This is a genomic window from Heyndrickxia sp. FSL W8-0496, assembly GCF_038007825.1.
In the GTDB taxonomy this organism is placed as follows: Bacteria; Bacillota; Bacilli; order Bacillales; family Bacillaceae_C; genus Heyndrickxia; species Heyndrickxia oleronia.
In genome coordinates, this window is the sequence record NZ_JBBOXX010000001.1 from 3724756 (window position 1) to 3747680 (window position 22925).

General features: G+C 34.1%; 26 protein-coding genes. 11 read left to right on the forward strand and 15 right to left on the reverse strand.

Annotated features, from left to right (window positions below):
• Positions 1–57: 57 nt before the first annotated feature.
• From NST63_RS18865 to NST63_RS18910, 10 genes are all read right to left on the reverse strand, one after another.
• Positions 58–555, reverse strand: a complete 498-nt coding sequence (locus tag NST63_RS18865; protein WP_341043407.1) for a kinase — start codon at positions 553–555, stop codon at positions 58–60.
• A gap of 119 nt (positions 556–674) precedes the next feature.
• Positions 675–1211 (reverse strand): HXXEE domain-containing protein, encoded by a 537-nt coding sequence (locus NST63_RS18870; RefSeq protein ID WP_341043408.1) that lies wholly within the window; start codon positions 1209–1211, stop codon positions 675–677.
• A 119-nt stretch (positions 1212–1330) separates the two neighbouring features.
• Positions 1331–1567: a hypothetical protein gene (locus NST63_RS18875; protein ID WP_341043409.1), complete on the reverse strand. Its 237-nt coding sequence runs from the start codon at positions 1565–1567 to the stop codon at positions 1331–1333.
• A 5-nt stretch (positions 1568–1572) separates the two neighbouring features.
• Positions 1573–2181 carry a hypothetical protein gene (locus NST63_RS18880; RefSeq protein ID WP_341043410.1) on the reverse strand — a complete coding sequence of 203 codons (609 nt, stop codon included), beginning with the start codon at positions 2179–2181 and terminating at the stop codon, positions 1573–1575.
• A gap of 245 nt (positions 2182–2426) precedes the next feature.
• Positions 2427–3095 (reverse strand): DUF2306 domain-containing protein, encoded by a 669-nt coding sequence (locus NST63_RS18885; RefSeq protein ID WP_212942638.1) that lies wholly within the window; start codon positions 3093–3095, stop codon positions 2427–2429.
• A 138-nt stretch (positions 3096–3233) separates the two neighbouring features.
• Positions 3234–3653, reverse strand: coding sequence for a DUF3021 domain-containing protein (locus NST63_RS18890; RefSeq protein WP_212942640.1), 420 nt, complete (start codon positions 3651–3653; stop codon positions 3234–3236).
• Positions 3650–4102: a LytTR family DNA-binding domain-containing protein gene (locus NST63_RS18895; RefSeq protein WP_212942641.1), complete on the reverse strand. Its 453-nt coding sequence runs from the start codon at positions 4100–4102 to the stop codon at positions 3650–3652. The genes NST63_RS18890 and NST63_RS18895 overlap by 4 nt, the downstream gene beginning before the upstream one ends.
• Before the next feature lie 681 nt (positions 4103–4783).
• Positions 4784–5227 (reverse strand): hypothetical protein, encoded by a 444-nt coding sequence (locus NST63_RS18900; protein ID WP_341043411.1) that lies wholly within the window; start codon positions 5225–5227, stop codon positions 4784–4786.
• A gap of 204 nt (positions 5228–5431) precedes the next feature.
• The gene (locus tag NST63_RS18905; RefSeq protein WP_212942643.1) at positions 5432–6847 is read right to left on the reverse strand and encodes a SpoVR family protein; all 1416 of its coding nucleotides are present in this window, start codon (positions 6845–6847) and stop codon (positions 5432–5434) included.
• Positions 6848–7148: 301 nt separating this feature from the next.
• Positions 7149–8378, reverse strand: coding sequence for a translocation protein TolB (locus tag NST63_RS18910; RefSeq protein ID WP_341043412.1), 1230 nt, complete (start codon positions 8376–8378; stop codon positions 7149–7151).
• Between the two features lie 118 nt (positions 8379–8496).
• On the opposite strand from NST63_RS18910, the gene NST63_RS18915 reads away from it, so the two are divergent.
• Positions 8497–8799, forward strand: coding sequence for a hypothetical protein (locus NST63_RS18915; RefSeq protein WP_212942645.1), 303 nt, complete (start codon positions 8497–8499; stop codon positions 8797–8799).
• 7 nt (positions 8800–8806) lie between these two features.
• On the opposite strand, the gene NST63_RS18920 is transcribed toward NST63_RS18915, so the two are convergent.
• The gene (locus NST63_RS18920) at positions 8807–9946 is read right to left on the reverse strand and encodes a hypothetical protein (protein ID WP_212942647.1); all 1140 of its coding nucleotides are present in this window, start codon (positions 9944–9946) and stop codon (positions 8807–8809) included.
• A 358-nt stretch (positions 9947–10304) separates the two neighbouring features.
• On the opposite strand from NST63_RS18920, the gene NST63_RS18925 reads away from it, so the two are divergent.
• Positions 10305–10571 (forward strand): YhdB family protein, encoded by a 267-nt coding sequence (locus tag NST63_RS18925; RefSeq protein WP_058004977.1) that lies wholly within the window; start codon positions 10305–10307, stop codon positions 10569–10571.
• Positions 10572–10821: 250 nt separating this feature from the next.
• Positions 10822–11265: a disulfide oxidoreductase gene (locus NST63_RS18930; RefSeq protein WP_341043413.1), complete on the forward strand. Its 444-nt coding sequence runs from the start codon at positions 10822–10824 to the stop codon at positions 11263–11265.
• A gap of 287 nt (positions 11266–11552) precedes the next feature.
• Here the strand turns inward: NST63_RS18930 and NST63_RS18935 are convergent, their stop codons facing one another.
• A complete protein-coding gene (locus NST63_RS18935) occupies positions 11553–11960 on the reverse strand; it encodes a DUF5365 family protein (protein WP_058004975.1) in 408 nt (135 codons plus the stop codon).
• Between the two features lie 155 nt (positions 11961–12115).
• Between NST63_RS18935 and NST63_RS18940 the strand changes: the two genes are divergently transcribed.
• The 3 genes from NST63_RS18940 to NST63_RS18950 all read left to right on the forward strand — a co-directional run bounded on the left by NST63_RS18940 (position 12116) and on the right by NST63_RS18950 (position 14303).
• On the forward strand, positions 12116–12994 hold the full coding sequence (locus NST63_RS18940) for an RluA family pseudouridine synthase (protein WP_341043414.1): 879 nt from the start codon (positions 12116–12118) through the stop codon (positions 12992–12994).
• A 98-nt stretch (positions 12995–13092) separates the two neighbouring features.
• Positions 13093–13419, forward strand: a complete 327-nt coding sequence (locus NST63_RS18945; protein WP_058004973.1) for a DUF3870 domain-containing protein — start codon at positions 13093–13095, stop codon at positions 13417–13419.
• A 416-nt stretch (positions 13420–13835) separates the two neighbouring features.
• Positions 13836–14303 (forward strand): GNAT family N-acetyltransferase, encoded by a 468-nt coding sequence (locus NST63_RS18950; protein WP_212942653.1) that lies wholly within the window; start codon positions 13836–13838, stop codon positions 14301–14303.
• A gap of 316 nt (positions 14304–14619) precedes the next feature.
• Here the strand turns inward: NST63_RS18950 and NST63_RS18955 are convergent, their stop codons facing one another.
• From NST63_RS18955 to wrbA, 3 genes are all read right to left on the reverse strand, one after another.
• Positions 14620–15834, reverse strand: a complete 1215-nt coding sequence (locus NST63_RS18955; RefSeq protein ID WP_212946627.1) for an acyl-CoA dehydrogenase family protein — start codon at positions 15832–15834, stop codon at positions 14620–14622.
• Between the two features lie 14 nt (positions 15835–15848).
• A complete protein-coding gene (locus NST63_RS18960) occupies positions 15849–17006 on the reverse strand; it encodes a CaiB/BaiF CoA transferase family protein (RefSeq protein WP_341044217.1) in 1158 nt (385 codons plus the stop codon).
• A gap of 536 nt (positions 17007–17542) precedes the next feature.
• Positions 17543–18151 (reverse strand): NAD(P)H:quinone oxidoreductase, encoded by a 609-nt coding sequence (gene wrbA / locus NST63_RS18965; RefSeq protein ID WP_341043415.1) that lies wholly within the window; start codon positions 18149–18151, stop codon positions 17543–17545.
• A 349-nt stretch (positions 18152–18500) separates the two neighbouring features.
• Here wrbA and NST63_RS18970 point away from each other — a divergent pair, with 349 nt between their 5' ends.
• From NST63_RS18970 to NST63_RS18990, 5 genes are all read left to right on the forward strand, one after another.
• Positions 18501–19121, forward strand: coding sequence for a DUF47 domain-containing protein (locus NST63_RS18970; protein ID WP_058004969.1), 621 nt, complete (start codon positions 18501–18503; stop codon positions 19119–19121).
• Between the two features lie 13 nt (positions 19122–19134).
• A complete protein-coding gene (locus NST63_RS18975; protein ID WP_212946621.1) occupies positions 19135–20133 on the forward strand; it encodes an inorganic phosphate transporter in 999 nt (332 codons plus the stop codon).
• Positions 20134–20317: 184 nt separating this feature from the next.
• Entirely contained in the window at positions 20318–21160 is an 843-nt protein-coding gene (locus NST63_RS18980) for an SPFH domain-containing protein (protein ID WP_071977140.1), read from the forward strand.
• Between the two features lie 12 nt (positions 21161–21172).
• Positions 21173–21343 (forward strand): Arc family DNA-binding protein, encoded by a 171-nt coding sequence (locus NST63_RS18985; protein WP_065107292.1) that lies wholly within the window; start codon positions 21173–21175, stop codon positions 21341–21343.
• Positions 21344–21556: 213 nt separating this feature from the next.
• A complete protein-coding gene (locus NST63_RS18990) occupies positions 21557–22855 on the forward strand; it encodes an NCS2 family permease (RefSeq protein WP_341044218.1) in 1299 nt (432 codons plus the stop codon).
• The last annotated feature ends 70 nt before the right edge of the window (positions 22856–22925 follow it).

Sequence of the window (22925 nt, forward strand, 5' to 3'; positions counted from 1 at the left end):
ACTTTCCTTATTAAATCATCTTATTCTATAACCGAATGAATAACCTAATCAGAATAACTACATTTGCAGTTGATTTAATATCAATTTCAATACATCGTTTTGTGACATATCATTAGTTAAGATCTTTTCTCCATCTACTCCTAGATAATCATTTGGAGTCCACCAGTCGCGTAAAGAATCTTCTCCGAATTCCATCTTTTTCGAACTTGAGTTATGACGTTTGACTGTTTCCTCAAAAGATAAATCAAAATAATATGTATATGCCTTTTGATTAAAAAACTGGATTAAGTGATTCAACATTTCACCATAACGATGTTTATACAGAATACCCTCGACAATAACAAACTCACATCTATCTTTACCGTATTCTGTGATTTGGCGAATCAAATCAATTGAGAGGTTCCCATCTCTATCATGGACCTTCAACATTTCACGTCGAACAATATCCTGAGAAACCAAGAGCGTTCCATGCCCCAAATCATTTTGAAGATTTTTCGCTGTCGTTGTTTTTCCACTCCCTGAGTTTCCTCGTATAATAATTAGCTTAGATTCCATATTCTCCCCCTTAAATTCAACGTCCTATAGACATCTTTATCATGTAGTGGATTAAAGTCAATAAATAAACATCTAGGAATAAAAATTTTAAAGCAAGCCGCGCTTTGATTAAGTTGAAACTATATCGCTTTTTTTCCAAGCCAATGAGCAAAAAACAAAACAGGAACAATGAATATAATAAAAGGTAAGCTGACATAAATCGTGTTCCAAGTAATTAATTGATTTTCGAATAATGAATTAAACATTATTATGCTATAAGGAAAAATTATGACTATAGAAGTTATAACACCTGGAGTAATGGACCGAAGAGTAATAGACTGCCCAATATGAGTAAAGACATGTATAAAGAAGATTAATAGCATAATAGTAAAAAAATAAATATTGCCAAGTGGACCACCATTAATATATTGACTTGCCATATAGGTTGAACTACTTACAAAAATAAAAATAACAAATACGGCAACGGAAAATTGTGCCGTAGACATTGAAAATTGTTTAATCACTTTATCGGCAATTTTTTTTGGTAACTTGTCATAGATAACATGTCTGTTCTTATCCATCCACCTCTCAACCATAATAATTTCTTCCAAGTCATGTAGAACAAATGCAATCGGGAATAACCAGATAAGTGTTTGGACATTAAGCCATTGTTCCACGACCTCTCCCCCCATTAAATATATTTTCTTTATTTGTTCCTACCTTAATACGAATGTGTTCTTTTTAGAGATAAATACAAACTTATTTTTCATTAGATTAGTACGTTATTTCAAATTCCCTAATCTATCCATTGATTTAACTCTACTAATATTTCTCTTAAATAATTGGGTATATCCTCTTCCTGTATGCTAGCCATCTGTTTAAAAGATACTCCTTGTTCGAGTAGATATCGAACGATCTCCCACCCAACAAAATAGGCTTCTCTTTCTAAATTGGTTGTTCCATTACCGAATGTAAACTGATGAATTGCCTCAGAAGAAGAATCTTCAAGATATGGTATTATCCCTTTAATCATATCTGTTAATGTAATTTACACTCATTAAGCCAACCGTTTCTATGCTCAATATAAGCTTCATCAGGTTCATTTTGTACAATATATTTACTAACTTGGGTTGCCAATCCTTCTTGTAAAATTGTAGAACCTACTGAACGTTCCCACTGACTAGTTAAATTCGCTGTTTTCGCGTGTACAATATGTGTTAATTCATGTGAAAGTGTAATAATAGATCCGCTAGATGACTCAACTGGAAGGCAAAGAGCTAATCTGTTTTCATCATATGGAGCAACAAAAGCATTATTTTCAAAAAAGCCAACAAAATAAATAACAACTAGATCAATTACTTTATCATATCCTAATAAATATTTAATTCGTGTTAGAGTAGCCTCTATATCCTTTTTGCTTGGTTCCCACCTATTTAAATAATCAATATGCTGGTGGTATCTTTCCCAGGCATGTTGAAATAAATCTCTAGCTATTTTTCTTCCTTCATCCCCAGGTGGAACCGCTGCAAAATTGTAATTCTCTTCCCATAATTGCCATCTTTGATTTTCACTAATGTCTTCATCATTTGCTCTATTGTAAAAATCTAAAAACTTAGGAACTAAATTCAGTAATTCAATATTATCCATCCAATACACCCCTCCGCCTTAAGGAACCTCCTAAATCAACCTAACCTTCCACTTACTATTCATCTTCATTTTATGTATCAATTCTCTCCTTGAATATTTCTAGAAAAGATTAATTATTATATGAGCTTTAATAAGCACGTATTCGTTCTTCAGAATGGTGAATCTCTAAGTAAATATTCAATAATGTTCTTCAAATCCCCTCCTCCTTTAGTAACGTTTTTGTCTTACAGAAATGCCATTACTATTTAAGTAGGTTTCTTCACAATGTCAAGATGGTTGTTCTTCTGATAATGGCTTTTCCGTAGATTTTGTTTAATAACCACCTCTGCCATTATTAGATTTGGTACCCAAGCTAACCAGGAAATAACAGCATAACTAAGTTCAAAATTCTCTAAGCCAAACAGCCACACAAATAAAGGTAACCATATTCTTAATGTAACTGCGGCGAAGGTTAAAGAATAGTTTCTGATCATCCAATTTTGATGTTCCTGAATTTGCATATTCTTAACTCTATTAAATGCATTATATGCTGATATCATCCAGAATATAGATAATAGACCGAAACCAGTCTTTCCTACTAATCCTCCAGTAGCATAAAAAGATAAATATAACCCTGTCGGACCACCGAATAATATGCCAGCCATATAGATCCTACCCAATATTCGATGGCGACTGATATTTTTTTCTCTAAACCTTCTCGATATGGTGAAAGGACCAATTACCAACACCACTATACTTGTTGCAGCATGTATAAATAACACGATATACCAAAATGTACTTAGCTTAGAAAGAAACATCAATTTCATTTGAACAAACCCTGCATGGGTTCCGTCCATAATAAAATATTGAACAGCGACATAACAAGCTACTGCAATAATTAAAAAATTGAAGATAAACCAGTAGAATTTTTTCATAATTTTTCAAACTCCTAATTTTACTCGTATCAATGGGTGATTCCCATTTTTTGAAACTTTTTTGATAGATTTTGAACTAGAAATAAATAATATCCTTGAACGCTCTCTCTTTTGTTAACCTAATCTTTACCCTCAAAATTATCTTCTTTTTAACTTCTCATTAATTTTTTTTACCTCTCGTAAATCAATCCAATAAATCACAGTAAAAATCACGATATAAACGACAATCTGAATCGTAATAAATAGGATAAAACTAATGGGTTGTTCGATAGGGTTTTCATACCAATCACCAATTGCCCCACAAATTAACACAAGGATTAAAATGACCACATAATGAATCGTTAATTTAACAAAACTTGAATATCGATCATAATAAAAAATAAGCGAAATAAGACCACAACCTACTCCAAGAGCAATTGCTAAAATACATTCCACTAAAAGCTTTGAACCATTCATTACTTCATTTGGATTTAGTAATAATACAATTGTAATGATGATGTAAGAGGTACTTAAACCAATTAGACCTCCCAGAAGTGCATAGTGAAAACTTCTTTTCATTTCCCATCCCTCCCAATTCCCAGTCGTTTCTTGAGGTTTTTTAAATACTTGCGACTTACATGAGCTGTCGTCCCATTTTCCATTACGAGTTGCATCATGCCGATTTTCTCCATCTTCATAAATGAAATTTTAGATATATTCACGAGAGTTGATTTATTTACACGCACAAAGTCCTTTTCTAAAATTTCCTCCACTTCATATAGCTTAAGTTTTGATTCATATTCATCTTCGTCTGTTTGAAAATAAACTTTTGTCCCTTCTGAATAAACAAAAAATATATCTGAGATTTTCAACATGTATATCTCCTGTTGTAAATACCCATCAATGACTTCAGTTTTTGAGGACTTTAAAAACTTCATTATTTGTTCAATTTCATCCGTAAAAGTATTAGCATGAATCTGGATTTCTGTTTCTTCAATTTTCTCATCGATGATTAATTTGATTTGCATTTTGTACCTCCAATTCCAAAATAAAATATAACATGGTATTGATTGGTAATCCTCTATTGTTTAATAAGTGGATTAATTTAATCTATAAGAAGCACAAAAGCGATGGTCAAAAGAATTTTGCCATCGCTTCTTCTAAACTGGTTACCTATAAAATTAAAACACAAATTTGCAGCCTCTTCTAAGCAAAACCATTATTCTAGATAGTTTTATTAAAACTTTGGTTAAAATGTTGTTATTTGTTTCATATGAAACCCCATTAATCCTACATTATTGTCAAAAGTATTTTTTTTCGCCTGCTTTATCTTGGTTCATGGATAATTACTTTACTAGTAAGTTTTCGTCTTCTGTCCGAGTCTCTCCTAATCTTATTAATCGTTTAATATGGCCTTACATTCATCAGGTAATTCCTTGACCAAATATTCCAAACACCAAAATTCCTCTATATCGTCTTTCGTTTCAAAAACATCTCTAATCTAATATGTGGAACCATTTCTTTTGGATATGATAAGTAGTACATCAGTAACCTCATGAGCGATTAGAAAATTCATATCTTGCATCCATTTAAGAAAGGAATAATACCTCCTTTGTCCACATCTACTATTCATTACGGATGTACTAAAAATTAAATGGTATCGGAGTAATATAATAACACTGAAATACTGGACAAACGGGCAATATGATTTACTTGATTATATCAAACGAATGAAAAAGGGCGTTGACATTGCTAATGTCCTTATTGAAAATAAAACAGCCTCCTCCTATTACAATGAGTAATAGTAAAAAATACCAACTTGAGTAGGTTAATAAGCTTAAATTAAATCTATATTTACTATTAAAAACCCCTAAAACAAGGGCTACCATTAATGAGAGTATAAATACATAGTAATACCAATGGTTTTGTAAATTGATTATGGCTACTTCAATTTTTGCTAAACTAAGTGCAGTAGCATCTGAAATTTTAACCTGAACAGTCTGAGGTGAAAAAATTCCTTTTCTTACTTCTATCATAGTATCTGTAGCTGTAAAATCATAACCTGACGGATGTAGCCCCATATATCGAGAAGCCAGTAGAAAAAACAACATTGTTAAACCGAATATAAATAACTGAAATCTAACTTTTTTCATCTTAACCCCCTCATTATTCGATCACTTTCATTATATATAAATTAAGACAATATTAAATTTAATTTTCAATAATTTTTTAAAAATTTTAAAAAATAATTTGCCATTTAATAGGAATAAAAAAACTACATATGGACCAATAAACACATTATTTAACTATTCTCAATAAAAAAGTGAGCATGAATCCCATACTCACTCATCTCCCGCTTATAAATACTTTCTTTGCACTGTGCGCCCGTCATAGCTAAATAGTAGTTCTTTATTTTCAACTACTGATTCTAAATGGACTGTTCTTCCCCAAAGTTGATGAAGATAGGGCAGAACTTTTTCTAAGTATTTTAAGTCTAATTCAATGCCTTCATACCAATGTTTGAGGTACAATTCTCCATTTTTCATATAATCTCCATCATTGACCGTGATATAGGGGAAACCACCATTGACTCGCATATTTACGAGCTGATCTCGGACCTTTTCCCATTCTTTATCTACTATTTTATAGTCCCGACCTTGCTTTTGGAATAAATACATATCTTCCCGCATGACTAGATCCTTTGTTAAATAATTTCGTAGGAAGGAAATATCGCCTTCAATCTCTCTAACCTCAAACATTTTTTCGCGCCCAGTACCTGGTTTTTCGCCACGTTTGATCATTTCTTCAGTTGGATTATTCCACCGCTCCTCGATATCTTCAAATATTTTTACGCCTAAATAATATGGATTGATTCCAGTCTTTGATGGCTGAACAACCCCAGCGTTTAATTTAGCAAATTCTATAGCCTCATCACTCGTTAAATCCATTTCACGTAGGATACGCTGGTGCCAGAATGATGCCCAGCCTTCATTCATGATTTTTGTTTCTAGCTGTGGCCAAAAATAAAGCATTTCTTCACGAATCATCGTCATAATATCCCTTTGCCAGTCAGATAGTTCACGACTATACTGTTCAATAAAAAGCATGATATCCTTCTCAGGTGCAGGAGGGAATTTCTTCTTCTTTTTCTTTTTGACTGATTTTTTTTCTGTTTGATCCAATGACCATAAGTCATCATATGGAGATGGTGTACTTTTTTCTTCTTCCTCCCATTCCTCTTCATCATCCATGGTCCATGCAAGCTTCGGTCTCATTAATGAAGGGTCGATATGTTCTTCAATAGCTAAAACCGCATCAATAAAGGTTTCTACTTCCTTTTTTCCATATTTTAATTCATACGCACGAATTCTTTCTGCTGTTGCGGACATGCTTTCTACCATATCTCGTTTCGTATTTTGGAATCGAATATTATTTTTGAAGAAATCACAATGGGCTAAAACATGAGCAACGATTAATTTATTTTGGATTAAAGAATTTGAATCAAGCAAAAAGGCATAGCACGGATTCGAATTAATCACCAATTCATAAATCTTGCTAAGTCCTAAATCATAATGAAGCTTCATTTTAAAAAACTGTTTTCCAAAGCTCCAATGGGAAAAACGGGTAGGCATTCCATAGGCACCAAACGTATAAATAATATCTGCAGGACATATTTCATATCTCATCGGATAAAAATCTAAGCCAAAACCAGAAGCGATTTCTGTTATTTCAGAGATTGCATATTCTAATGATTTTTGATCATCATGTCTCATACTCGATTCTCCCTTCATGAATAGACACCGCTAAAAAAGTCCAAAACTGCGCACAAGTTACAAACCATCTTTAACACAATATATGAAAGTGGTGGACTATTCATGTAGTGGAATTATAACCATCCGTTTCTTTTCTTTTATATTCCATTTATTATTTTTTAAAGAGAAGCAGAAGGGAATTCTTTACCGACAAGAGTGAAGTTTTCCGTCTTACACTTAAATCAATGAAAAAATTAGAAGATATGAATGTCAGGGAAAAGAATACCAAATAAATAAGAGGAGAACCTTGTCTCCCCCTCAATCATTTTTGAAAGATATCGATGACCTCATCCCAATTCCTCTTTTCATAATAATCAGGTACCGTATCAATCTGTTGAATGAAAATTTTTGCTTGCTTTCCTTCGCTATTTGCTAACCACATATCTGTCGTCTGTCGATTCGAGCGTAACCATGTAAGTTTCCTCTCCTTTGAAATATACTCTGGTCGGTAATCCCCATAGTCGCTCTTCGGTGAGGTAATTTTATTTTGTTGCATGGACTTTATATCAATTTGATATAAAGAAGGTAAAGGTCTTTTGCTAGGATTATTAGACCACTCCGATTCTTTTGCTCTCGCTATGGTTATGAGGGATGGATTATGCCAAGTAAAATCCCAATCCACATAGCCTTTCGGGGTATAAGTAGAATTAGATTTCATTGTTGGCAAGACCTTTATCTTTAAATGCTTGTTCTCAATCGCCATCCTTCCTTCACCAGAAATATAGGCAAGGAAGTTTTTAGTGGGCGCCCATTTAAACCAAGCATCATTCAAAATCATGGAATCTAAATTCATGAAGTTCGTACCATCCGTCCGAATCATACATAATCGATTTTCATCCATTGACCAAGATGCAGTAGGTATAGCTAAAAAGGCAATCCACATCCCATCTTCTGAATACTTAAATTGACTTGTTTGAATGGCAAAAAAATCCTTCGATTGTGTTGGCAGTGTATAAAAATGTTCGATTTTTTTCTTAGAATCGATAGGAATTTTGTACAATTCAACATTTGTCCACCCAGTGGGCTGAATAGTTGCTGTAGAAGAAGCTAAAAATTCTTTACCGTCCGGGGACCATGAGTAATTTCCTATACCTACAGAAATATTACTTACACTTTTATTTTTACTGCTCATATCAATGATGTTAAGGGTTCCATCATACTGGAAAGCGAGAACATTATCGACTGGTGACCATTGATAGTTCGAGGCAGAGCTTTTATAGAGTAAAAAGTGTTTTTTCGTAACCATATGATAGGCCCAAAGCTCATCTTTCTTTTTATATGCAAGCCAGGTTCCATCGAACGACCATTTAGGGTTGGTCACTGCTCCACCTTTCGTTAATTGCTGTTCTTCCCTATTAATTTTAGTCCACAGATCCCCATTTCTAATAAAAGCTACTTGAAATGAAGAGGATTCTGCATGAATATCCTGTTCAGTAACAAATACACATAAAAGTATGCAAATGATCAAGAACCATTGTTTAATTTTAATCATCCCTTCATTTCCGCCTTTTTTTAGTTTTACTTTTAATGTTTGATAAAATGCCTAATATCATTCATCTATTTTGTATCGTGTATATGATAAAATATTCACGATAGAATGGAGGATTTTCATGGGATTCATATTATTGATAGGAGTCATGTTATTCCTAATTGTCGCTACAATAATGGGGGTTCGATACTCAAGGAAAATGTATAAAGAAAACCATCCAAATAAAAATCGCCCCTTTGCATTATTTTTCAGCATCGCATTACTTTCAGGACTTGTCTATGTATTTGGAGCAAAAAAAATGGAATTAAGTATTGATTTGACCTTAAGCTGGATGTTATTTACTATGGGCCTCTTTTTTTGCTCAGGAATTGTATTTTTTAGTGGTTTTTTTATGAATCGAACTGAGGATAAACAAGCTGAATGACCTGATGTCATGCAGCTTGTTTACGCATTTTAGAAATGTAGAATGGCAGTGAAAGGCATGAAACTAGCCCTATTACAAGATAGATCGCTTGTATACCAAAATGATCTACGATCCATCCAGCACCTAAAACACATACGGATATCACGAAGGAAGATTGGATACTTAGCCTTTGATGAAAATTCGATATTGTCTGGATATCCATTTGCTTCATTAATTCAGTATAGAGGATTTTTTCTTTTAGTTGTTGACTAAAGCCAAAGAAAAGTATTAAAAACAACGAAAGATAAATATTCAGATTAAAAGCAAAAACAGCAACGAATAATATTGTCACTATTGTCAGGAAAAATTGGACTTTCCAACGTCGATAAGCAAAAAACATATGGTATTTGTTTATTATAAAATGAACCATTAGCATGCCTAAAATATAGGTACTATTAAAAATCCCCCACCAAACAATTCCCTGCTTTAAATGGTTTTCTACAAAAGCAAATATCATTGACGAGACCCAAGCAATATTGAATATCATATCAATCATAAATAGGAAAGAAATCCTATTTTTAAACAATTGAAATGGTTGTTTAACATCACCTGCTTTTTGCATCATCATATTCTTATTTTTAGGACTACTACTATATATAAGGCAACAAATAAGTCCCAAAAGACAAGCTATAATTAGTAAACCAAAAGAGTTTACTTGAACAAATAGAGTAATGGAAAGAAGCCATCCAATAATCATCGTAATTTGGTCAATAAACGATTGAAATCCACCAACAGTTGCTATTTCTTCTCTTTTAGTAATGCTTAAGTAAGGTCGATTGGATTGATATTTTATATAACCATCAATAGCTGATAGGACAATTGTAGGTAAAACGATATACAACGAATGTTCTGATAACAAATAATAGGCAATTAAAATGAATACGGATTTAGCGCTAAAAAGTAAAGCGATATTTAATCGCAATGAGGTTGAGGCTAGTGTATTTCCAAAATTTCTGCCCATCATAATCAAAAATGTGATAATGGCCAAATCGAAAAATGAATGTCTCTCTTTATAAACCAATGAAAAAACAGCAAAAAGATAAAAAATCTCCATAAAAATGGATAGCATTTTTCCCAGCCATAAATAGCGATAAAGAAATGTTTTCAATCCTTTTCCTCCGCAGAATGATAGTATTCTCATTATTCACTTAATAATAACATATTTTTCCTAACGCTGTTTTCGTATCGTACGCTGTTTGTATAAAATTTTCGGTGATTCTTATAAAGTTTGTCGCTTTTTACTCCAGGCAGATCGTTATTTGTTAAAACTTCACTTAAATAGCAACAGCACCTTCTTTAACACTTTTCATCATTTATCCATGACAAAAATAAACAAGTTATAAATATCGCCATCGCCAAGTTTTACAGCGACATATTCTATATGTGCTGCATATAATACAAATAACTCCTTTAAGTGACTATTTCACTTGCTGAGTTCAATCGAACATCAAAGGAGGAGATTAGTCTTGAATCAAGTTGATTATGATCGTGCCTTATATTATACCCATCGTTCACAATGGGATAATTTATTAATTTTAATGGTACGAACAAAAGATGATATGCTTTCAAAACGAATCGAACATCTTCTCCACGCCTATCATTTCTCACATGACTATACCGTCATTGAACGCAGTCTCTATTCTTTGTTTAGATATATTGACCATGCTAATGAAATGAGTGGTGTCACAGAAGATTTAACCAGCAGTGAAGCATTTCACCATACCCAGATTTAGTTACTCGATAACGGGTCGTTCTAGCTTTTTAGAACGGCCTTTTTTTGTTAGGCTGTTTTCGTATTGTTTGTTGCTTTTGTAAAATCCCAACTGATTTGTTACACCTTTCCTTAAATAGCAACAATGTTTGAGAAAAGAGTCTTTTGTTTAAGAACATATTGTGAACAAATGGATAATTGCCACTTGATTATTCCTTTTTTTAAGTAAAAAGACTATAATTTTATTACTAGTCGATTAAAGGAGTTAGTCAATGCAAACGAATAATAATCGTAAAGTGTTCTTTTGGAATTTCGCTTGGACAGTATCCATTGTCGCCACATTAGGAAGTTTGTACTTTTCTGAAGTTCGCCATTTTGTTCCGTGTGAGCTTTGCTGGTTTCAGCGCATACTTATGTATCCATTAACAATACTAATCGGTATATCAATCGTAAGAAAAGAATTCCAGCTTTCCCTTTATGTAGCTGTCTTATCCGGTATTGGTTTACTGACATCTCTTTATCATTATTCAATACAGAAGATTTCTATTTTCAGTCAACATGCCCCTTCCTGTGGGCCTGTCTCATGCACAGGAGAATATATTAATTGGCTAGGATTTATTACTATTCCCTTCCTTGCTCTTATAGCATTCATTTTCATTTTTATTTCTAGTATCATCGTGTTTAAACACACAAAAAATGATGAAGGTAATGAGTAATGAACATCCTAACCTTTAGGCTGTTTTCATATCGTTTATTGCTTTGTAAAAGCCCAACTGCCGGCTTTTACACCCATTAAAGGATTTTAGGGTTCTTATGAAGATTGTTGCTCTTTTCTGAGTGTAGCGATCTTCAGCCGATAGTTATTAGTAAAAACTTTAATTAAATAACGTGCATTCTTTAAAAAAAGTGGTCCAAAATGAGATGATCCCCAACGTTAGATTTAGGTTCATCTCAAAAAGACCACCTTTTTTCAATTCTTTTCACAAATTTAAAAAGAGCTTTTTTAAATGAGTATTTCGTTTGCAGCTTTTTTATAAATAGAAAATGAATCAAATAATATTTTATCCTTGCGATTAAATATGGAATAATTAAATGGAAAAAATATATCATATTTTTCCAATAGGTCAATATTTCGATTAAAAAGTTTTCCGTAGTAATGATGAAGTGGTTTTTGCATTTTCTCTTCCAAGATTGTAATAATTGTTTGTAAACTTGCAATTACTTGAAAAGCATCTTTTAAGGTATTAAAATTTTCAAAATGGAGTTGTTCTATATGTAATACTCCCATTTTTTTAAATTCAGCAATTTCTTCATCTTCGTAGTAGAAAGGAAAAATCTGTGTATACAGTTGATTAATTAATTCTACTATTTTCTTCTCCTGTTCTTCCGTTGATGCATATAAGACCTTCACAAATGACCCACCCTTTTATTGTATTACTTTAAAGAAACTTGCTATTATTAGTTACAGAATAACACATTAAAACTGTAAAAAATTGTGGTAATTATGACCATGTGAAAGGAAAAAATATGTGGATAAATAAATCAGGAAAGTGGTTTCAATTTAGGGTGCCACAACAGTGGGAAAACCTTACTGCAGAAGCTATTTTCAAAGAAAATTGGAAGGTACCTAAGAAACTATTACATCAATGGCGAATGGAAAAATTGGTAAAAATTGATGATCAAACTATCAACTGGTCGAAGCCACTTTCCTTGGGAACGGAAATATCAATTGCATTATTTACTGAGGAAGATTATGGCGTGATCCCTCAACAGCTTGCCATTGACGTATTATTTGAAGATGATCATTTAATCGTTGTCAATAAGCCTGCTGGTATGGATACACATCCAAATTCCGAAGGACAGCTAAATACACTAGCAAATGGGGTTGCCTTTTACTTGCAGCAAAAAGGAGAGAAAAGGCGTGTTCGTCATATTCATCGACTTGACAAGGATACTTCGGGTGCCGTTTTATTTGCTAAACATGCATTAAGTCATGCCATTTTAGACCGTTTGCTAAATGAAAGAAAGATAAAAAGGACTTATTATGCGTTAGTCCATGGGATCATTCAGCCTTCTTCCCTCAAGATTAATGAACCAATCGGTCGGGATCGTCACCATGCAACACGGCGCAGAGTTTCGAAATCAGGGCAATCAGCACAAACAAGGGTGTTAGTCATACAAAAATTTATGAAAGAAAAAATGTCACTCATACAGTGTTCATTAGATACAGGTAGAACCCATCAAATTAGAGTTCATTTAAGCCATATTGGTCACCCATTAGTCGGGGATTTATTATACGGTGGGAAACCACTTTTCCCTAGACAAGCCCTACATGCTAGAGAATTGACCTTTGTCCACCCATTTACAGAAGAAAAAGTCAAATGCATCGCACCATTCAATGATCAACCAGAGATATTTGAAACATACATAAAACGGGTTAATTAGTAAAAGGGGCATGACCCCTTTACTTTTTAGATAAGCCCTTTTATTGTATAATAACTCAAAATAGACTTTTCAAAATTTTTCATCAAATGAGGGATATAATGAACACATATTTCATTGCTGGTCATGCGAAGCTACCTGCCGGAATGGCAGCAAAAAGTATTTATGAAACCTTAACAATTACCGCTGAAATCGACCGGAAGTACGGGGTCATTGTTGAAGCTACATGTACATTAGCGACCGAACACGGACGTGATTTCATTTCCCATTTGTTAAAAGGCTATAGCCTTAAAGACGGGATTGAAGCTCCTTTAGATACTTTAAAAAATTGTTATTTTGGCAAAGCCTATAATGCGTTAACTTCCGCATTAAAAGATTTACATAAGCAATATTTACTTACTTGCGAAAAAAATAAACAGAATAGTTAATAAAAGGGGCTGTTTTTGTATTAGGTAGTTCCGTTTTTGTGGAGAAACATACGAAATAGCCTGCTAATTAGCAGACCAAATCGCATATGATTCGGTCTCTTTTTTTCCTTTATATACCAATAATTATTGAATATTAACATTAAAATAGCTTACAAAATCACAACCCCATTAACATAATGACAACAGCTATTGTCAAAAGTTAATTATTATGTTAATGCGCACGCTATTTGCTATGTTGATTATCATAAATCAAGTAGGTAATTGAGATTTTATGTAAAAAAATAACAGAGATTGTGAAATATTTTTCTAAAAGTAGCAGGTTAGTTGAAGAAGGATTGCAAGCTCTTTTTGTTGAATTTGTACATTAACAAAACAGGTTTGGTTAAAAAACTGAGTAATAATTAATGAGGTGTAGTATGTCAGACATATACATTAAATTAATAAGTTCAGACAATTGGCGAGAAGCACTTGAATTATCCGTCTTTGAAGAACAACATAAATTTGTTGCATCTGTTAATCCTCCCGTTGCTATTGCTCTTGCTAAAGCATATATAAGACCAGGTGGAAAAGTAGTAGAGCCATATGGAATTTACAATAAAAATGAGATTGTAGGCTTTTTCAATCTGCATTATACACCAGATAGTAAAGACGATTACTGGCTATTTCATTTTTTCATAGATAAAAGATTTCAAAGAAACGGATTGGGCTCAAAAGCATTAAATGAATTAATCAGACATATTAAAAATAACCATCCTTCTTGTAATCGTCTGAATTTAACGGTTAATCCTGAAAATGAAGCAGGCAAATTATTTTATTTAAAATTTGGTTTTTCAGAAGATAATATAATGACCTTCGATGAACCCACTTTTTCCATATTGATATAACAATACTATGAAAGTACACATTAAATATTTTTGTCGGACAACAGGTGCTTAGTTTAACAAGACAATATGAAAACAAAACGCTTGGATATTAAAATCCAAGCGTCTCTGTTTGCTATTTATGCTGTTATTTCTGTTGCTAAACATACTGTGTTTTAGTATGTTATTTCATCTGTTTTTTCACATTTTCTCCACAGTATCTGAACTACTTAGTTTTATTCGGACCCCTTTTCAATTTTATTGCTTTTGTAAAAGCTCTACTGCCAGCTTTAATAGTTTACAGCATTTTTTTCCGTGAATAGAAAAAGGTAGACTGTCATTATTTCTCAACTAAGTTGTTATCTACTGCAAATGGCCATGATGGAAGCATTTTACTTAATGGCTTATCTTGGCGATATCCTAACACATATTCTGCCTGCATAATTGTATGAATCTCTCGAGTTCCTTCATAAATTACAGGTGCCTTAGAATTTCTTAAAAATCTTGCTACAGGATATTCATCTGAGTATCCATAGGCTCCATGAATCTGTACCGCGTCGTCAGCGGCTTTATTGGCAAAGTCACAGGCTTGCCACTTTGCTAATGAAGTTTCGCGTGTATTACGGACACCTTTATTTTTGAGTTCACCTACCCGATAGACTAGAAGACGGCTCATTTGAAGTCCTGCTTCCATTTTGGCAATCATTTGCTGAACAAGCTGGTGTCTCCCTATTTCCTTGCCAAATGTTTTTCGTTCATGGCAATATTTCACACTTTCCTCTAATGAAGCCATAATTAATCCACACGCACCAGCTGCTACTGTAAATCGTCCATTATCTAAGGCAGACATTGCGATTTTAAACCCTTCTCCTTCTTGACCAAGAAGATTTTCCTTCGGTACTCTTACTTGGTCAAAAAAGATTTCGCCTGTATTCCCAGCTCGGATTCCGTGTTTATTTTTTATCGCTTTTGAAGAAAAACCTGGCATGGTTCTTTCGACAATAAAGGCTGATATCCCGTGGTGTTTCTTACTTTTATCAGTATAAGCAAAAACAAGAAAATGATCAGCTACATCGCATAAAGAAATCCATGTCTTTTGACCATTTATAATATAATCATCACCATCTTTTACAGCAGTCGTATTTAATGCTGCTACATCTGATCCTGCACCTGGTTCAGTTAATCCAAATGCACCGACCTTTATTCCTTTAGCTTGAGGGGTTAAGTATTTTTGCTTTTGTTCCTCGGTCCCCCATTGAAGTAAAGTTAAGCTGTTTAAACCCGTATGCACGGAAACAGCCGTACGATATGCTGTATCTCCTCTTTCCAGCTCCTCGCATACTATCGCCAATGCATTATAATCCATCCCACTTCCACCATACGCCTCAGGAATACATACTCCCATTAAACCTAGCTCGGCTAATCGATTCATAATGCTCGGTTCAAATATTCCTTTTGAGTCCCATTCTCCTATAAAAGGTATGATCTCTTTATCAACAAAACTTCTTACAGTCTCACGCAACATTACTTGTTCTTCGGAAAAATCAAAATTCATTTATTCTCACTCTCCTATTTATTTTGTGAATAACCCAGGTCTTTGAAGATTTCATCATTATGCTCGCCTACTAAAGGCGGGGGATATTTTATTTTTATTGGTGTTTTTGATAATTTAAGTGGACTTCCAACTAGCTTAATGTCACCTGCCTGTGGATGCGTAGTTTCAATCATCATTTCCCTTGCGCGAACTTGTGGATCATTAAAAACCTTATCGATTGTGTTAATCGGTCCACAAGGAATCCCTTGTTGCTGGCAATGATCTTGCCAATATTCAGTAGGTTTTGATAGCAGTATTTTTTGTAAAATTGGAATTAATTCTTGGCGATGTTCGACACGCTTTGCATTCGTTTGAAAGCGTGGAGATTCCGATAAATATTCTAGTCCTAATATATCTACAAATTTTTTGAATTGGCGGTCATTTCCTACCGCAATCACCATTTTCCCATTTGAAGTATCAAATGTTTGGTAAGGAACAATATTGGCATGTGAATTCCCTATAAGGCCAGGTATTTTTTCAGACATTAAATAATTGCTTGCAATATTCACTAAAGCACTGACTCCCGCATCAAAAAGTGAGAGATCCAGCTTTTGCCCTGTTCCTGACTGATTTCTTTCTAATAGAGCCGCCTGTATTCCGATACAAGCATATAATCCAGTTAAAATATCAGTAATGGCAACACCAACCTTTTGCGGACCTGACCCTTCATCACCTGTAATGCTCATTAAACCAGACATTGCTTGAATGATATAATCATACCCAGCCAAATCCTTATATGGACCCGTCTCTCCAAAGCCAGTTATTGAACAGTACACGATTTTTGGGTTGATCTTTGCTAATATTTCATAGTCTAAACCTAAGCGTTCCATCGTTCCTGTTTTAAAATTATGGATGACCACATCACATTCTTTTACAAGAGTTTTAATAATTTCCTTTCCTTGTTCAGATTTGAGATCGACAGTGATACTCTTTTTATTTCGATTGGCACATAAATAATACGCACTCACTCCATTTTTGAATGGCGGTCCCCAATTTCTTGTATCATCACTACCGCCAGGTGCCTCAACTTTAATAACCTCTGCCCCTAGATCACCTAAAATCATCGTACATAATGGTCCAGCTAGAACTCTCGTTAAATCCAGAACCCTAATTCCACTTAACGTCTCAGTCAGTTTTATTCACCCCTTCTTTTAAGATCACTTTTTTAGTAAATTGAGTAAAAAATACTACTGAATGTTTAAAAACAGAACCATTTTTTAAATAAGGCTGTTTTCGTATCGTTTGTTGCTTTTGTAAAAGCCCAACTACCGGCTTTTACTCCCAATAAAGGATTTTAGAGGTCCTTATGGAGATTGGCTCTTTCTCAGTAAAATGATACGTGTAGCGATCCTCAGTCGATATTTAATAGTTATAAATTTCCTTAAATAGCAACAATGTTTGAGAAAGAGCCTTAAATAAACACAATAAAAAACCAGTCCTCCCCCATAGGTGGAAAACTGGTTCATAACCTGTTGGATGCATTTCGGTGAGAAATGTGAACAGATTTTACAGTTTGAAAATAATTACAAAGAAAAGAAATATACTCCGGATTGCCTGAATGGTAGTACAGGTCAGGAGTATTTTATATTACTGATATTTTACTCTATTTTTAATTATTTGACAATAAAAAAATCCCCTACGATGTGTAGGAGATTTTCAGCTAATTCTTTTATTGCAAACCTGCTTTTACCCATTCTGCCACTTGAACTGTACGTTTTGCTTGATGCTTTACGGCTGCTTCTGCATCTTCCACGATTCCTTTTTCTGTTACAGTTACAGTTGTTCCGTATGGATTTCCACCTGCTTTATAGATCGATTCATCCGTATAACCCGGTGCGACAATGATTGCACCCCAATGCATCATTGACGTGTAGATTGTATGAATGGTTTGCTCTTGTCCCCCATTTACATTCCCAGCTGATGCCATTGCACTGACTACTTTATTTACCGTCTTTCCTTGCGCCCAAAATCCACCTAATGTATCTAAAAATTGCTTCATTTGTGAAGGAATATTTCCAAAACGAGTAGGTGCACTGAAAATAATTGCATCTGCCCATTCTAAATCGGCTTGAGTCGCAACTGGAACATGTTGTGTTTCCTCGACATGTTTCTTCCAAGCTGGATTCGATTCAATGGCAGCTGTAGGTGCTAATTCCTCGACCTTTAATACCTTTACTTCTGCTCCAGCTTCTTTTGCAGCTTCTTCAGCCCACTTTGAAAGCTGATAGTTCGTTCCTGTTGAGCTATAATATACGATTGCTAAATTTACATTTGTCATAATTGTCTGCATCCCTTCCTAAATTTCTCTAAGTTGATGAGTAGATCATCATTCACTTATTTTGCTCCATTAATGAATAACTAATTCTCCTAATACCTCGACTTAATAAATCTCAACCTCGAGAAAAAATAGTAATATTTAATCGAAATTTGTCGAATAATAGTTCCAAATAAGCAAAAATCCTCAGATATTTATAGAAAAACTGTGAAAACTATAGAAAACATGAGGATATAAAATAGACATAATTGTAAGCGAATACACAAAAAAAATCGACATATTTCTTTAATCTTTTCACAAAATCATATAAAATAAATACGTTTGATAATACAAAGCTTTTAGGAGGCTCTCTATGGTATTTAAGAACAAGAAGGACAAATTTGCAGTTTTATTAGGGGAAATCTCTACGAATTTAAGAGAAAGTATGAATTATTTCGCGGACTATAAACTGAATAGTACAAGTGATTTAAAAATCTTCGCCCAAAAAATGAAAGAATATGAATCACAAGGCGATACATACGTTCATCAAATGATTTTGGAGTTAAATGATACATTTATTACTCCAATTGAAAGGGAAGATTTATTAACACTAACGAATAGTCTCGATGATATTTTAGACGGATTAGAGCACTGTGCGTATATTTTTGAAGTGTATAATATCACTGCCGCTGATGACTATATGTATAAATTCGTTGATGCGATTAGAAATTGTACCGTTGAAATTGATAAAGCCATCGAGCTTATGTTTAGTAAGAAACTCCCTAGTATGCGACCACATGCAATCAAAATCAAAGAGTATGAGTCCATGTGTGATGATGTATTAAGAGAGTCTATTAAAGAACTTTTCAAAAATGAAAAGGATCCTATTCGTTTAATTAAATACAAAGAAGTATATGAGGATCTCGAAGAAATTGCCGATTATTGCCAAAGTGTTGCAAACATTCTAGAAACCATTATTATGAAGAACGCATAAGGAGTCTTTTTATATGGATAGTTTTTTACTTATTACTATATTAATCGTTGTTTGCGCTCTGGCATTTGATTTCATCAACGGATTTCATGATACTGCGAATGCGATTGCTACGGCTGTGTCAACAAAGGCGCTAAAACCTAGACATGCCATCATCATGGCAGCAATAATGAACTTTGTAGGTGCGATGACATTTACAGGTGTCGCAAAAACAATTACGAAAGATATTGTTGATCCGTTTACATTACCAAATGGTTCCGTTGTTATTTTATCTGCGTTGCTCGCAGCGATTATATGGAATTTACTTACTTGGTATTTCGGTATACCTAGCAGCTCTTCCCATGCGATTATCGGTTCTATCGCAGGTGCAGCTATTGCCGCTGCAGGTTTTGCTTCATTAAATTACAAGGGATTTTTGAATATTTTAGAGGCACTTATTTTATCTCCAATTATAGCGTTTGCTATAGGTTTCATTGTCTATAGCATATTTAAAGTTGTATTCAAAAATTTCAATTTGGCACAAACCAATAAGCGATTCCGTCTTGTTCAAATTTTTACGGCTGCTTTACAATCATATACCCATGGGACAAACGATGCTCAGAAGGCAATGGGAATCATTACAATGGCGTTAATCGCTAATGGCTATGCTTCATCATCTGATATTCCGTTTTGGGTTCAAGCATCCTGTGCAACCGCCATGGGATTAGGTACATCCATCGGTGGCTGGAAGATCATAAAAACTGTTGGCGGAAAAATTATGAAAATTAGACCAATCAATGGGGTAGCAGCTGATTTAAGTTCAGCATTTATTATCTTTGGTGCAACTTTTATTCACCTACCAGTAAGTACAACTCATGTTATCTCCTCTTCCATTCTAGGTGTTGGATCAGCACACAGAATTAAAGGTGTTAAGTGGGATACCGCTAAGAGAATGGTTATTACATGGGTCATTACATTACCTATTTCGGCAACTTTGTCTGGTTTAATTTATCTTCTTTTAAACAGTATTTTATAATTGTAGGACAAATGTATAATAAACAGATAACAACAAAATTAAATTAATCTCATCACTTATTTTTAACTTCGCATTAAACTATGGGCGAAGTTTTTTTGTACTTCTCCCCCAAATGATTTACATTATTATACAAAAGTGATATCATAATAATATGATTAAGATATGATTCAAAGGGGGATTAATAATGAAAGAGAAAAAAGTATTTCAACTTAATGGCTTTTTAGCCGTTTTATTAATTATCGTGCTTTTAGGGCTAGCAGTTTTCATGTTTTTCAAAGAAAATTTAGTGTTAGCGATTTTATTTGTATTGATCGCAGGCGTACTTGGGTCAGGGATCACCATTATCCAACCAAATCAAGCAGGTGTCGTTACTTTCTTTGGAAAATACCTTGGTACTATTCGCGAAAGTGGTCTATTTTTAACCGTACCATTTACATTAAGACGAACAGTTTCCTTAAGGGTTAGAAACTTTAATAGCAAAAAATTGAAAGTAAATGATGTGGAAGGAAATCCGATTGAAATTGCTGCTGTTATTGTTTTCAAAGTAATTGATTCAGCAAAAGCAGTATTCGATGTTGATCAGTATGAGCAATTTGTGGAAATTCAAAGTGAAACAGCCATCCGTCATGTCGCTACAAAATATCCTTATGATACGTATGACAATGTCGAATTAACGTTAAGAGGCAATGCTGAAGAAGTATCGAATGAGCTAGCAAAGGAACTACAGGATCGTTTAAATGTTGCTGGAGTACAGGTTATTGAGGCAAGACTCACTCATCTAGCCTATTCAACAGAAATTGCTCAAGCAATGCTCCAACGCCAACAAGCGTCAGCCATTATCTCCGCACGTCAGAAGATTGTTGAAGGTGCAGTTGGTATGGCACAGCTTGCCATTAAACAACTAGAACAGGGGAATATAATCGAATTAGATGATGAGCGTAGGGTTCAATTAGTCAATAATTTGCTCGTTGCTATTGTTTCAGATAAAGCTACACAACCAGTAATTAATACAGGAACTTTATATTAAAGAGGCATATGAATGGCTAAGAAAAAAAGCTTTCCATTGCGTATAGACCCAGAACTTTACGAAACACTACAAAAATGGGCAGCAGATGAATTTCGCAGTGTTAACAGTCACATTGAATTTATTCTTCGTGAAGCTGCCAAGAAAAATGGACGCTTATCTAAAAAAAATAAAAATGATGAGTAAGATCGAAAGCAACGAAAACCATTTCGTTGCTTTTTTTGTTCCATTTAGACAAGTAATTTATGATAATTCTGGAAAAGCTATCATTAAGAGCATTTCCTTTGCTATCTCTTAAAAAAATGTTAAAATAATGGTTGCTTAAATTTAAATAAACGAATAATATATAATATGTATTTAAAAATGTTCGTCTTTTGGAGGAAATATTTTATGCTTAAGCTGTTTAAATTGAAAGAAAACGGCACAAATGTTAAAACAGAGCTTATAGCCGGTTTAACTACCTTCTTAACGATGGTATATATTGTTGTTGTAAACCCTGTTATTCTTGCAGATGCAGGAGTACCATTTGACCAAGTATTTATGGCAACCATCATCGCCGCTGTAGTTGGGACTTTATGGATGGCACTTTTCGCTAATTACCCTATTGCCATTGCACCAGGTATGGGAATGAATGCGTATTTTGCTTATTCAGTAGTTGGTAGCCATGGAAATATTGACTATATAACTGCCTTTTCAGCAGTTTTCGTTGCAGGTATTATTTTTATCATATTATCTTTAACCCCTTTTAGAAGTAAGTTAATTGAAGCTATTCCTGAAAATCTTAAGCATGGGATTACTGCAGGAATTGGATTATTTATTGCTTTTATCGGTTTAAGACAAACGGGAATTATTACAGCTAGTGAATCCAATTTGGTTCAGCTTGGTGACTTACACAGTCCATTAACTATTCTAGCTCTCGTAGGATTAGCGATTACCTTAATCCTAATGGCTAGAAATATTCACGGTGCGTTATTCATTGGAATGATTATTACTGCCATCATTGCACTTTTTACTGGACAACTTTCATTTGACAAAGGATTTGTTGGACTACCGCATTTACCAGAGTTTATTATTCACAATCCTATTTCAGCTTTTGCTGATGTGTTCCACCATAGTTTATATGCAGTTGTCTTTTCATTTTTATTAGTAACAATTTTTGATACTACGGGTACAATGGTAGGTGTTGCTGAACAAGCAGGACTGATGAAAGGTAAAACAATGCCTCGCGCGAGAGAAGCCCTCTTAGCTGACTCTCTAGGTACAACAATCGGCGCAATGTTTGGGACAAGTCCAACAAGTGCTTTTGTTGAATCTACCTCAGGAGTGGCTGCAGGAGGCCGTACAGGGCTAACAACACTTACTGTTTCTATCCTTTTCATTATTTCTTCTTTCTTCGGGCCTTTAGTCAGTGCTGTCTCTGGTTTATCAGCCATTACTGCACCTGCCCTAATTATTGTTGGAAGCTTAATGATTGGAAGTGTAGCCAATATTAAGTGGGGTGAAATAGATGAAGCCTTTCCTGCTTTCCTAATTATTTTAAGCATGCCATTAACATCTAGTATCGCAACTGGTATTGCCTTAGGATTTATCTCATATCCTATATTAAAAGTAGTGAAAGGAAAGTGGAGAGATGTTCATCCACTAGTCTATATCTTTGCGGTATTGTTTTTCATTCAACTTGCTTTCTTACCACATTAATATCACTTAGGAATCAGCTTCGACTGATTCTTTTTTTTGTCTTCTAAAATAGACTTTTGTTTTCTCTAGA